14 protein-coding genes are annotated in these 13,065 nt (G+C 46.8%); 6 read left to right on the forward strand and 8 right to left on the reverse strand.

From position 1 onward, the window contains the following. Window positions 1–38: 38 nt before the first annotated feature. The 8 genes from rseP to rpsB all read right to left on the reverse strand — a co-directional run bounded on the left by rseP (window position 39) and on the right by rpsB (window position 7,378). Window positions 39–1,391, reverse strand: coding sequence for an RIP metalloprotease RseP (rseP, locus tag TOI97_RS03865; protein WP_321552806.1), 1,353 nt, complete (start codon window positions 1,389–1,391; stop codon window positions 39–41). Further along, on the reverse strand, window positions 1,388–2,593 hold the full coding sequence (gene ispC / locus TOI97_RS03870; RefSeq protein WP_321552807.1) for a 1-deoxy-D-xylulose-5-phosphate reductoisomerase: 1,206 nt from the start codon (window positions 2,591–2,593) through the stop codon (window positions 1,388–1,390). The genes rseP and ispC overlap by 4 nt, the downstream gene beginning before the upstream one ends. 11 nt (window positions 2,594–2,604) lie before the next feature. Beyond that, on the reverse strand, window positions 2,605–3,420 hold the full coding sequence (locus TOI97_RS03875) for a phosphatidate cytidylyltransferase (protein WP_321552808.1): 816 nt from the start codon (window positions 3,418–3,420) through the stop codon (window positions 2,605–2,607). Beyond that, on the reverse strand, window positions 3,420–4,175 hold the full coding sequence (gene uppS, locus TOI97_RS03880; protein WP_321552809.1) for a polyprenyl diphosphate synthase: 756 nt from the start codon (window positions 4,173–4,175) through the stop codon (window positions 3,420–3,422). The genes TOI97_RS03875 and uppS overlap by 1 nt, the downstream gene beginning before the upstream one ends. A 16-nt stretch (window positions 4,176–4,191) precedes the next feature. Beyond that, window positions 4,192–4,749, reverse strand: a complete 558-nt coding sequence (frr, locus tag TOI97_RS03885) for a ribosome recycling factor (protein ID WP_321552810.1) — start codon at window positions 4,747–4,749, stop codon at window positions 4,192–4,194. Next, window positions 4,746–5,489 carry a UMP kinase gene (gene pyrH / locus TOI97_RS03890; protein ID WP_321552811.1) on the reverse strand — a complete coding sequence of 248 codons (744 nt, stop codon included), beginning with the start codon at window positions 5,487–5,489 and terminating at the stop codon, window positions 4,746–4,748. Before pyrH ends, frr begins: the two co-directional genes overlap by 4 nt. Window positions 5,490–5,664: 175 nt before the next feature. After that, on the reverse strand, window positions 5,665–6,537 hold the full coding sequence (gene tsf, locus TOI97_RS03895) for a translation elongation factor Ts (RefSeq protein ID WP_321552812.1): 873 nt from the start codon (window positions 6,535–6,537) through the stop codon (window positions 5,665–5,667). A gap of 112 nt (window positions 6,538–6,649) precedes the next feature. Then, on the reverse strand, window positions 6,650–7,378 hold the full coding sequence (rpsB, locus tag TOI97_RS03900; protein WP_321552813.1) for a 30S ribosomal protein S2: 729 nt from the start codon (window positions 7,376–7,378) through the stop codon (window positions 6,650–6,652). Window positions 7,379–7,629: 251 nt separating this feature from the next. On the opposite strand from rpsB, the gene xseA reads away from it, so the two are divergent. The 6 genes from xseA to TOI97_RS03930 all read left to right on the forward strand — a co-directional run bounded on the left by xseA (window position 7,630) and on the right by TOI97_RS03930 (window position 12,990). Continuing rightward, window positions 7,630–8,991, forward strand: coding sequence for an exodeoxyribonuclease VII large subunit (gene xseA / locus TOI97_RS03905; protein WP_321552814.1), 1,362 nt, complete (start codon window positions 7,630–7,632; stop codon window positions 8,989–8,991). 83 nt (window positions 8,992–9,074) lie between these two features. Then, window positions 9,075–10,331, forward strand: a complete 1,257-nt coding sequence (locus tag TOI97_RS03910; RefSeq protein ID WP_321552894.1) for a mechanosensitive ion channel family protein — start codon at window positions 9,075–9,077, stop codon at window positions 10,329–10,331. Between the two features lie 96 nt (window positions 10,332–10,427). Beyond that, a complete protein-coding gene (locus TOI97_RS03915) occupies window positions 10,428–10,661 on the forward strand; it encodes a PP0621 family protein (RefSeq protein ID WP_321552815.1) in 234 nt (77 codons plus the stop codon). A 67-nt stretch (window positions 10,662–10,728) separates the two neighbouring features. Further along, complete coding sequence (locus TOI97_RS03920) at window positions 10,729–11,166, forward strand: hypothetical protein (RefSeq protein WP_321552816.1); 438 nt, start codon at window positions 10,729–10,731, stop codon at window positions 11,164–11,166. A gap of 26 nt (window positions 11,167–11,192) precedes the next feature. Next, a complete protein-coding gene (locus TOI97_RS03925; RefSeq protein ID WP_321552817.1) occupies window positions 11,193–11,603 on the forward strand; it encodes an META domain-containing protein in 411 nt (136 codons plus the stop codon). Between the two features lie 97 nt (window positions 11,604–11,700). Next, entirely contained in the window at window positions 11,701–12,990 is a 1,290-nt protein-coding gene (locus TOI97_RS03930; protein ID WP_321552818.1) for a M18 family aminopeptidase, read from the forward strand. Window positions 12,991–13,065 lie beyond the last annotated feature (75 nt).

Below are 13,065 nucleotides of genomic sequence, written 5' to 3' on the forward strand. Positions count from 1 at the left end.
AAACAATCCGCCGCACTGGCAGCGAATCAGTAATTTTATTACAAACGTGCTAAATCATTAAATACCGCAAGTAACATCACGCAAAGGACTAAAGCGATACCGATTTGCATTCCGTAACCTTGCACGCGCTCTGACAAAGGTCGCCCGCGCACCAATTCGACAAGGTAAAATAGCAGATGTCCGCCATCAAGCACAGGGATAGGTAATAAATTCAACACACCCAAGCTAATACTGAGGTAAGCCATAAAGCCCAAGAAGCTACGTAGACCGCTTTCAGCCGAAGCGCCTGCCACTTTAGCAATGCTGATGGGGCCACTCAAGTTTTTTACCGAGAGTTGGCCAAATAGCATCTTTTTAATCGAGCTTAAAGTCAAAACACTCATGGTCCAAGTTTGCTGTGCACCTTCAACAACAGCGCCGAGTGGTCCAAAGCGCACCTCACGCAGCATGTGCTCAGGCCATTGCCCACCAGCCACACCTACACCTAAATACCCTCGCTGCCCTTGATAATTATCTTGCGCAGTTAGAATCACCGAAATATCTTTCAGCTGCCCTGCACGCTCTACAGTAAACAATACCGCAGCCTTTGGGCGCGCCTGTACATAATTAACGACTTCTTGCCAATCACTCACCGGATGCTGATCAAGTGCCACAATTTTATCTTGCAGTTGTATACCTGCATATTGTGCCGGTCCTTCAGGGTCAAGCTGCGCTACTACAGGATCAGCTTGAGGACGCCAAGGTATAACACCTAACTCACGAATTGGATCCGGTGCATCAGCACCATGCAGCCAATCTTGAAGTGGCAGCGTATAGTGGCTTGCTGCAGTGTTACCAGGCGTTTGCACATCAACACGTAAACTACCACTATCACCAACACGTTGGATTAAACGCAGATTTACATCCGCCCACCCCGTTACAGCCTCGCCATCTACCGCTAAAATTTCCTGCCCTGACTGTAAGCCAGCATTGTGCGCTAAACTATCTGGCACGACACTTCCTACAACAGGCTTAACTGCCTGATTACCCAACATCGCCAAAAGCCAAAATAAAACAAAAGCGAGGGCAAAGTTTGCAACAGGACCAGCAGCAACAATAGCAATACGCTGCCCCACTGTTTTACGATTAAAAGCTTGGCTTTGCTCCGCGGGACTTACCTGGGTCTCACGCTCATCCAACATCTTGACGTAGCCGCCGAGCGGAATCATGGCCAAGACAAACTCGGTACCATGTCGGTCATTCCATCGCACCAAAGGAGTACCAAAGCCAATCGAAAAGCGTAAAACTTTCACGCCACAGCGACGTGCTACCCAGAAATGGCCATATTCATGAATGGTCACCAGAATACCTAAGGTAACCAAGGTACCTAACAACATGTACAAACCACTCATCCTATTACACCTACACTGATTGATTGCTTATTAAGCCAAGCTTGCGCCTGCTGACGTGCCTCACGGTCAATTTCAAACACACCTGCCAAATCATTTACCGTACTTACCCGCGATAAACTCAATACTTTTTCAATCAATTGTGGTATCTGAGTGAAACGTAAGCGGTTCTGTAAAAATGCTGCAACAGCGACCTCATTTGCCGCATTCAATGCAATAGGTGCTGTACCGCCAAGCTTTGCAGCTTCAATCGCCAAACGTAAGCATGCAAAACGCTCTAAATCTGGCGCAACGAAATCCATTCGCGCTAATGCACATAAATCCAGTGGCGCCACTCCTGAGTCGATGCGCTCAGGCCATGCCATCGCATGAGCAATAGGCGTGCGCATATCTGGGTTACCCAACTGCGCCAAAACCGAGCCATCAACATAATCCACTAAAGAATGGATCACGCTTTGTGGATGCACCACCACTTCGACCTGATCGGGCCGCGCAGCAAACAGCCAACAGGCTTCAATCAACTCCAAACCTTTATTCATCATGGTTGCCGAATCAACTGAGATTTTTTGCCCCATTGACCAGTTTGGATGCGCACAGGCTTGCTCAGGAGTGACCTGTTCCAGTGTTTGATAACTGCTGTTACGAAATGGGCCGCCTGACGCTGTTAATAGAATACGACGCACACCAACAGGCTCTAATCCCTCAGCGTAATTACAAGGTAAGCACTGAAAAATAGCATTGTGTTCACTATCAATCGGTAATAATTGCGCTTTATGTTCACGCACCGCACTCATAAAGAGTGCGCCAGACATTACCAAAGCTTCTTTATTCGCCAACAAAATTTTCTTGCCTGCGGTGACTGCAGCCATGACTGACTCTAAGCCTGCAGCACCCACGATAGCGGCCATAACAGTATCCACATCGGGGTGTGCAGCAACCTCACATAAGCCTTGCGGCCCGACTAACACCCGAGTAGCAACACCCGCCACTTGCAAGTCAGCTTGTAAGCGCTGCGCCTTCGCCGCCTCTGCTACTACAGCAAAGCGTGGCTGAAACCTTACGCATAGCGCCTGTAATTCACTGATACGCGAATGCGCCGTAAGTGCAAATACTTGATAACGCTGCGGATGTTGACTAATCACATCCAACGTACTGCTACCAATAGAGCCTGTCGCACCAAGCACTGTTACTTGTTGCGGTTGCATACCTGTTGTATTCAAGGAAGCGCCCAACCTGTTAGCAAAAGCAATAAAGCAAAAACCGGAACTGCAGCCGTTAGGCTATCAATACGATCAAGAATACCACCATGCCCTGGCAAGAGCTGACTGCTATCTTTAATCGCCATCTGACGTTTAAACATACTTTCTGTTAAATCGCCAACGACAGAAAACAGTACCACAACCGCAGCACCTAACAGCAACATAGGCAGCTGAGCTAGCGAAACCTTTAAATACAGCACCAATCCCAGGGCGACGCAAAGACTGGTTAATAAACCACCGAACAAACCTGCCCAGCTTTTACCCGGACTCACTTTAGGTGCAAGTTTACGTTTACCCAAAGCACGGCCAAAAAAGTAAGCCCCAATATCAGCACTCCAAACAAGCAGCATGATGGTTAAAATCAATAAATTACCTTGGGGCAAAGCCTTCAATAAGAGCAAGCCCAAACCTGCTGGGATCAGTATCAAAAACCCCATCAAACATTTACCTAGGCGTCCTCCCCATAAAGTAATACAGCGAGGAAAACTGACAACCATTGCCGTAGCGAACAACCACCATGCTCCAGCCAAATACAACAGTGGTAGTAAAATCGCCTCGAAACGACTAAGCAATCCGAGCAATAAAACGATCAATACAGCATAGGCAACACGTTGCATAGGTTTTGAGTAGCCTGCTAAACGCGCCCACTCCCAACCAGCCAAACCAATAATTACAGCGATAAAAGTAAAAAACGCAGGACCTTGTAAAGCAAAAAAACCAATTAATGCCAAAGGCACTAACCAGAGCGCCGTCATTATCCGTTGCTTGAGCATTATATACGCCCTTCAGCGGCCACTTGTTCACTGGTTTTTCCAAAACGACGCTGTCGTGAAGAAAAATCGAGTAGCGCATCACGCATCGCTTGATGCTTAAAGTCTGGCCAAAATAAATTAGAAAAATAAAGCTCACTGTAAGCAAACTGCCACAGTAAAAAATTACTGATGCGACGTTCACCACCAGTACGTATACATAAATCAGGAAGAGGTTGTGTCCCCGTACTTAAACAACGCTGGAGGTGATCAGCACTGATATCCTCAGGCTGTATCTCCCCAGCTTGCACTGCTTTGGCAAGCTGCTGGGCAGCTTGAACAATGTCCCACTGCCCGCCATAGTTTGCCGCCACTTGCAAAAGAAACTTATCATGATGAGCTGTACGCTGCTCCGCTTCTTGCATCGCAGCCTGCAACTCAGGATGAAAGCGTGAACGGTCACCGATAATCCGCAAACGTATACCGTTTTGATCAAGCTTTTTAGATTCGCGGCGCAAAGCCCTTAAAAACAAATCCATTAAAGCACCGACTTCGGCAGCCGGACGTTGCCAATTCTCACTGGAGAAAGCAAACAACGTCAGCACTTCCACTCCTGCTTCCGCACACACCTCGACCACTGCACGAACAGCATCGACACCTGCTTTATGTCCTGCGACACCAGGCAAAAAACGTTTTTTTGCCCAGCGATTATTACCATCCATAATAATCGCCACATGGCGCGGGATCTTCACCGGCGCACCCTGCGTTGCTTTGCTCATCACAGCAACCCCTAAATTACACTGCCATCAAGTCAGTTTCTTTTACCGCCAGTAACTTATCGACTTCCTCTGTAGCCTGATCCGTTACTTTCTGTACATCATCTGCTGCACGGCGCTCTTCGTCCTCACTGATTTCTTTTTCTTTAACCAGGTCTTTAAGTTGAGCAAGCGCATCTCGACGGATATTACGTACAGCTACCCGCGCATTTTCTGCTTCCTGACGTGCTTGACGGGTATAACCTTTACGCGTTTCCTCAGTCAAAGCAGGCATCGGAATGCGAATAGTTGTACCGGCTGTCGCAGGGTTCAGACCTAAATCTGAAGTCATGATGGCCTTTTCAACGGCTTGAATCATGCTTTTATCAAATACGGTCAGGGCCAAAGTACGTGAATCTTCCACGTTAATGTTGGCTACCTGTTTTAGTGGCGTATCACTCCCGTAATAAGAAACCATGACCGAATCTAAAATACTCGGGTGCGCACGGCCTGTGCGAATTTTTGCAAAAGCTAACTGCAAAGACTCAATAGATTTGTGCATACGGGCTTGTGCATCTTTCTTGATCTCATTGATCATTGCTTACTTTCCTCAATCAGAGTGCCTTCCGCACCACCTAAAACAACATTTAGGAGCGCTCCAGGCTTATTCATATTAAAAACACGTAAAGGCATGTTGTGATCACGGCACAGACAAATCGCCGTTAAATCCATCACCTCTAACTTACGATCCAACACTTCATCATAAGTTAGATAATCAAATTTTTCTGCATTAGGATCTTTAAAGGGATCAGCAGTATATACGCCATCAACCTTTGTTGCCTTAAGAACCACGTCTGCACTGATTTCAATACCACGCAAACAGCCCGCTGAATCCGTAGTAAAAAACGGATTCCCCGTACCTGCAGAAAAAATCACCACCTCACCTTTTTTAAGATGGCCTACCGCTTTGCGGCGGTCATAATGATCTGTCACACCCACCATAGAAATAGCTGACATCACCAAGGCAGGAATATTGGAACGCTCTAACGCATCGCGCATCGCTAAGGAGTTCATCACTGTTGCTAGCATACCCATATGATCGCCGGTTACGCGATCCATACCAGCCGCTGACAATGCTGCACCGCGAAACAAGTTACCACCACCAATCACCAAGCCCACTTGCACACCGATACCAATTAATTGGCCAATTTCTAAGGCCATGCGGTCCAACACTTTAGGATCGATACCGAACTCTTCAGTCCCCATCAGGGCTTCACCACTGAGTTTCAGTAAAATTCGTTTATAGCGCGGTTGGCGTCCACCGACTTGTTGGGCCATGATATCTATCTCCTGCGGAATTATTTAACCACCATGATGCAAACTGCATCACAGCCTAGCGAACAGAGCTTTTATTTATGCACATCTTACTCGACAGCCATGCAAAGCACAGTGTCTTTTTTAAAAAAAAGGCCGCGCGCAATTGCGGGCAGCCTTTTTTCATACAAGCAACAGCTTATTTTTTAGAAGCAGCAACCTGAGCAGCAACCTCTGCAGCGAAATCAACCTCTTCACCGCGGTCAATACCCTCACCCACTTCAAATCGCACAAAAGAAACAATAGTTGCGCCAGCTTGATCTGCCAGCTTACCTACTGTAACTTCTGGGTTTTTAACAAAAGCTTGGCCCACTAAGCTTGCTTCAGCCAAGAACTTCTTAATACGACCGCCAACCATATTTTCAACAATATTTTCTGGCTTGCCTTTAATCTTTTCTTCATTTAGCGCCATGAAGATTTCTTTTTCTTTAGCAATAGCTTCTTCAGAAACCTGAGATGGGTCTAGGAACTGAGGGTTACTTGCTGCTACGTGCATTGCGATGTCTTTAGCTAACTCAACATCACCGCCAGACACAGAAACAACAGCACCAATACGGTTACCGTGCAAATAAGCACCTAACACATCACCTTCAATGCGCTCAATACGACGAATATTGACGTTCTCACCACACTTAGCAACTAAAGCTTCGCGTGCAGACTCACGGTTAGCAATCAAAGCTGCAGTGTCTAGGCTTGGGTCTGCAACAGCAACGTCTAAAGACTCAGCAACAAAGTTTTTGAAATCATCCTGCATTGCTAAGAAGTCAGTCTGTGAGTTCACTTCGATCAGCACAGCACTTTTATTGTCGTCAGACACTTTAACTGCAATAGAACCTTCAGCGGCAATGTTACCAGCTTTCTTAGCCGCTTTAATTGCACCTGCAGCACGCATATCATCAATGGCTTTTTCAATATCGCCACCTGATGCTTCGAGTGCTTTTTTGCAATCCATCATACCTTGACCGGTACGCTCACGCAGTTCTTTAACCAAAGCAGCAGTGATCTGTGTCATATTTCACAATCCTCTTTAATTCAGTCTATACAGCAGTTGAAAACTGCCTCTTAAATCAGGCAAAAAAGGGGGCATAGCCCCCTTTTAGTGTCACTGGTGGACTTGCAGGCTATTAACCTTCAACCACTTCGACAAACTCTTCGGCACTTGTTGCGCTGCCTTGACGTGCACGCAGTACACTGTCAGCTGCCGCATTCAGGTACAGCTGTACCGCACGGATTGCGTCGTCGTTACCTGGAATGATGTAATCAACGCCATCAGGGCTGCTGTTAGTATCAACAACACCAATTACTGGGATACCTAGCTTATTTGCTTCGCTAATAGCGATACGTTCGTGCTCAACGTCAACTACGAACATTGCATCAGGCAAACCGCCCATTTCTTTAATACCACCGATGCTGCGCTCTAATTTTTCCAAATCACGAGTGCGCATTAAAGCTTCTTTCTTAGTCAGCTTTTCAAAGGTGCCATCTTCCGCTTGCGCTTCTAAGTCGCGCAGACGCTTGATTGAATCACGGATGGTTTTGTAGTTAGTTAACATACCACCTAACCAGCGATGGTTAACGTAAGGCATGTTGCAGCGTGTTGCTTGCTCTTGAACAATCTTGCTTGCAGAACGCTTAGTACCAACAAATAGAATTTTATTCTTACCTGTCGCCAACTTTTCAATGAAAGCCATTGATTCGTTGAACATTGGCAATGTTTTTTCTAAGTTGATGATATGAATCTTGTTGCGCGCACCAAAAATGTACTTGCCCATTTTTGGGTTCCAGTAGCGAGTTTGGTGTCCAAAGTGAACACCCGCTTTTAACATGTCGCGCATAGTGACTTGTTCAGTCATGATTATTCCTAAAATAGTTATAAGGGTTAGGCCTCCACATATCCCGAGTTTCAACCCGCAGGCACCCAGAAGCTCGTGTCGATATGTGTGTGGATTTTTAAAGCTCTCTTGACTAGATCAAGTAGAACGGCGCGTTTTATACCACACCCTTTGAAAATTACCAAGTAAATTCTATAATTAACCACTATCCAATCTAGAGCAAAAAGCGCATAACCCTCGCTTCTAGGCCGCACTTGATTTACTATCCACCTATGCTTAATGATCCTTTTCAGCGCCTCGGGCTTGATCGTGAAATCCTCACAGTCAGTCAACTCAATCAACGCGCCCGTTTATTACTTGAAGACGTCTTCCCACAGATCTGGGTTGAAGGGGAGCTATCCAATATCGCTCGCCCAGCCTCTGGGCATATTTATTTCACCCTGAAAGACCGCAACGCCCAAGTGCGCTGCGCAATCTTTCGCCAGCAGGCTAGTCGCGTACGTCACTTATTGAATGACGGTCTCTTAGTACGGGTACGTGGTCGTGTATCCCTATACGAAGGACGTGGCGATTACCAGATGATTCTTGACAGCGTTGAGGCAGCGGGAGATGGTGCATTACGTTTAGCTTTCGAGGCTCTTAAGACAGCCCTACAGGCTGAAGGCTTGTTCAGTCAAGAACGCAAACGCGCACTGCCTCAATACCCCAAAAAAATTGGCATCATTACATCTCCTAACGGGGCTGTACTGCATGATATTGTCAGTGTTTTTAAGCGTCGCGCACCTCACGTACAACTCACCCTCATCCCAACGGCCGTTCAAGGTCAAGAAGCAATAGCCCAAATTGTGCACGCCTTAAGCATAGCTGACCAAGCTCAGTACGATGCACTCATTTTGGCTCGTGGTGGCGGTTCTTTAGAAGATCTTTGGTGTTTTAACGAAGAGGCTGTGGCTCGAGCCATAGCCAAGAGCCAAACACCCATCATCAGTGCAATCGGCCATGAAACTGATGTTTCGATTAGCGATTTTGTCGCCGATATGCGTGCGCCTACGCCTTCCGCCGCCGCTGAGCTCTTAGCTCCTGATCGCAATGAACTGCTTACGCAATTACGTAATACTGAACGCCAATTGCACCTACGACTCAACGAAGCACTCAAACGCAAGCAAACCCAACTGGAGCACCTCAGTCAGCGCTTACGCCACCCGCGTGAACGCTTGCAGCAATATAATCAGCGCCTCGATGATTTAAGTTTCCGCTTACAACGCGCCATGCAAACCTCTCTGCAACAACACAAGCACAGCTTCGACTCTATACAGGCGCGACTCGCTAATCAGCACCCTCAGGCCAGCTTAGCCACTCAACTCCAGCACCTGCATACATTACAACAACGTCTTGTCCGAGCATCACAACACAGCATCAAACAAGCAAAACAAAACCTGCACAGTTTGCTACACACGCTCCACGTCGTCAGCCCGCTTGCCACTCTGGAGCGCGGCTATAGCATCCTCAGCAGCGAAGATGAACAACAGGTTGTTTCTACTGTCCATGCTGTACACTGCACACAAACTTTACAAGCACGCTTAGCCGATGGTTACTTAACCGTACGCGTAGAAAATATAACCCCAAAATCATAACCATTAAAAATAGAAATTTATTTAACCCTGCGCTCTAAGGTTTAATACCTATATCTACACAAGGAGGCAATATGCAAGAAGAAATGCAAGAAGAACTGTTGTCATGGCTTAAGGTGTTCGAGCAATATCCTCAATTGGAAACATTAGCTGCACTAATCATGCTAGTGACTGTTGCACTAGTGGCCAACTGGGTCGTAAAACATATTCTAGTACGCGGCTTTTACAAACTGCTGAGCCGCATGGGCGGTGCACACAAAAATGATTTTGGCATTATTAAACGCCTATCTAACATTGTCCCAGCACTGATCATTAGCTCCAGTATTGGCGTGGTTCCCGGATTACCGGAAGCAGCAGTCACTGTTGTTAAAAACGTTGCCGGCGGCTTTATCATTCTCACCCTTGCCTTAGCCTTAGGCGCTGCGCTTGAGATTGTTAACGTACTTTACATGCGCCGTAGAAATGCATACCTCAAGCCGATTAAAGGCTACCTGCAAATCATTAAAATCGTCATTTATGCGATTGCAACGATACTTATTGTGGCCACACTAATTGATCGTTCTCCTCTTATCCTACTTTCTGGGTTAGGAGCTATGGCTGCAGTCGTGATGTTGATTTTCCAAGACACTCTACTGTCACTCGTAGCCAGCGTACAGATCTCATCTGGCGACTTAATTCGCGTAGGCGACTGGGTAGAAATGCCACAGTTTAATGCCGATGGTGATGTTATTGATATTGCACTCCATACAGTCAAAATCCAAAACTGGGATAAAACCATCACCACCATCCCAACTAAACGCTTTATCAGTGACTCTTTTATCAACTGGCGCGGCATGCAAGAAAGTGGTGGACGCCGTATCAAACGCAGCCTTTATATTGACCAACACAGCATTCACTTCCTCACAGCAGAAGAACTGGAGCATGCGCGCAACTTCAACTTACTTAAAGGTTACTTTGACGATAAGCTTGATGAGCTCAATGAGTGGAACGCCAAACATGTGAAATCCAGTGCCGGCGAAAGCTTAGATTCACGTAAACTGACCAACATAGGTACCTTCCGAGCCTATATAGATCAGTACATTCGCAACCATCCTGGTATTCATCAAAGCGGTATGACACTTATGGTGCGTCAATTGAGCCCAACCCCTGAAGGCTTACCAATGGAAATCTACTGCTTTACTAAAACAACGGCATGGACAGACTACGAAGCCATTCAGTCTGATATTTTTGACCATTTGCTTGCGATTGCACCCGAGTTTAATCTTCGCGTTTATCAAGCCCCGAGCGGTTATGACATGCGTCAAATGGGCGCTAACCTGCTCCAAACCAAACAAATACATTAATCCACCTAACAAAGTGCCAAGGAAGGCACTTTGCCCATAAAAAGCGGTACACTTAGCGTATTTATTTCGCTAAGCATGCGCTCAAGGAGCAAAGTAATGGGCTTACCCCGTTTAATACTATTTGCCATCATCATTGGTGGCGGTGTTTGGTTATGGCGACGCCTTCAAAGACGCTCAACCACAGCAGCCAAGCAAGGCTCTGCAACCCAAACGATGGTGCGCTGCGCACACTGCCAAGTACACCTACCGGAAAAGCGTGCTATTAAAAAAAATCAAAACTGGTTTTGCAGCCCCGAACACCTCGAACAAGGACCGCAAGCGCGTCACTAAATACAACGCTCTCGCACGCAATTCAACTTGAGTGAGCTTCTCGCTCTAAAGCCTAACTGGACACCATATGGCCGAACATGATTTTCGCTACAACCTGCTCAATCCCCAACACACCCTAACGGAGTGTCGTGCATTATCGCCTGGCCAATATCAAGTCACCGGCCAAGGCGGCTCAATCAAAGCAGGTGACACCCTACATGTCAGCCTTAAAGGCAGCAAAACACTGAGCATATCGCTTAAAGTCAAAAAAGTACGTCACTTAATTAACCCCCCCGGCCAATGGGTTGCAGTCGCCACAGGCCCAGCGTTTAAAGAGCTTGCTATTCACACTTGGCAGGTTCAATGTGACGGATGCGGCAGCATACTCAGTCTCGAATTTGCCGTGGACGCCAGCCTAGGGAAAGCAGCCAAACTGCCGGCCGCTGAACAGCGCCTCTTGGAGTTAGGCTGGATTAATCAATACGGACGCCACTTATGCCGCAGCTGCCAACAAACAGAGGCCTAACCGGCGTTATATTGGACTCCTAACCCATGAAAAAAATACTCGTAATAACTGCAACAGCCCTCACCTTAGCCGCCTGCTCTCACATAGCAAATAACCAGCAACTCCACAGACTACAAAACTATCAAGTTGAATGGATTGGCGAACGCCCTTTAATTGACCGCAGCATGCTAACTTTCAGCCTCGCAGATGAACAATACGCAACCGGCTTCGCAGGTTGCAACAACTGGTCAGCCCGTTATCAACTGGACGGAAAAAACCTCACACTAAGCAATATTTCCAGTACGCGTAAACTGTGTGCTCCTGCACTGATGGAGCAAGAACAACGCTTCTTAAGTGCTTTAACACAAGTACAATACTGGTCATTCAATGAGATTGAACAATTACAGCTTTGGCCCCAACAAGGCAGCCCCATTAAATTATGGCCGATCAACCCCTAACTCATGCAGCGACTCAACCAATACCAAGTGCAGCTTATTTCACCTGCTACAGCAACAATGCTAAGCTTTAACGATTGATTTCATTGTCGGAGCTCTCATGTACAGCACGTCTACCCAAGGTTTATTGGATTTCTTAAACAACTCAGCCAGCCCCTTTCATGCCACACAGAGCATGTGCCAAGCATTACAGGCTGCGGGGTACCAAGCCTTAGATGAACGTGACTCTTGGCAACTGGAGCCTCAAGGGCGGTACTATGTTACTCGCAATGACTCATCAATTATCGCTATTAAGCTAGGCAAACAAGATACCGTAGAGCACGGCATTCGACTTGTTGGTGCCCATACTGACAGCCCATGCCTCAAAGTTAAACCTCAACCTGAAATCACACGCCACAACTACTGGCAATTAGGTGTCGAAGTCTACGGTGGTGTGCTTTTAAGCCCTTGGTTTGACCGCGATTTATCTTTAGCTGGACGCATTACTTTCAAGCAAAACAACCAGTTAAAGAGCTGCTTAATTGATTTTAAACACGCCATTGCCACCATTCCCAGCCTAGCAATTCACCTGAACCGTGAAGCTAATACAGGTTGGGAAATTAATGCACAAACAGAATTACCCCCTATTTTGGCGCAACTGCATGACACACAAAGTAAAGATTTTCGTGCATTACTGGCTAATCAGTTAGAGCTCGAGCACGGTATTCACGATGCTACAATCTTAGATTATGAACTTTGCTTTTATGACACCCAACCTGCTGCTGTTATTGGACTGAACCGTGACTTTATTGCCGGTGCACGCTTAGATAATCTGCTGTCATGCTATGCAGGCCTGCAAGCACTCTTAAACAGCAGTGACGAACACACTCAAGTATTGGTTTGCACAGATCACGAAGAAGTTGGCTCAAACTCATCTTGCGGTGCAGATGGCCCATTTTTAGCACAAGTTCTGCACCGTATTTTAGGCTCTGAGGAAGCCTTTATCCGCACAGTGCAGCACTCACTTTTAATATCAGCAGATAATGCCCACGGTATCCATCCGAACTATGCCGACAAACATGATGGCAACCACGGTCCGCTCCTTAACCTAGGTCCTGTGATTAAAATCAACGCCAATCAGCGTTACGCCACCAACAGCGAAACTTCAAGTTTCTTTAAGCTGCTCTGTGCGCAAGCCGAAATTCCCGTGCAAAGTTTTGTCACCCGTAGCGATTTAGGCTGTGGCTCTACAATAGGCCCTATCACTGCTGGGCAACTAGGCGTTCAAACAATTGACATCGGCGTTCCAACCTTTGCTATGCATTCCATCCGTGAGCTAGCGGGCTGCCAAGATTTAGGCTATTTAATCCATGTTTTACAAGCCTTCTATAATAGCCCTGTACTGCCTTAATAACGCCTACTCTTGCGGCATCGTTGACGGTGCCGCATTCGCTTTCTACTTAGACAGCTTAAGCTAGCCAGACAA

The sequence above is a fragment of the Denitrificimonas halotolerans genome, assembly GCF_034259425.1.
GTDB classification, from domain to species: Bacteria; Pseudomonadota; Gammaproteobacteria; order Pseudomonadales; family Pseudomonadaceae; genus Denitrificimonas; species Denitrificimonas halotolerans.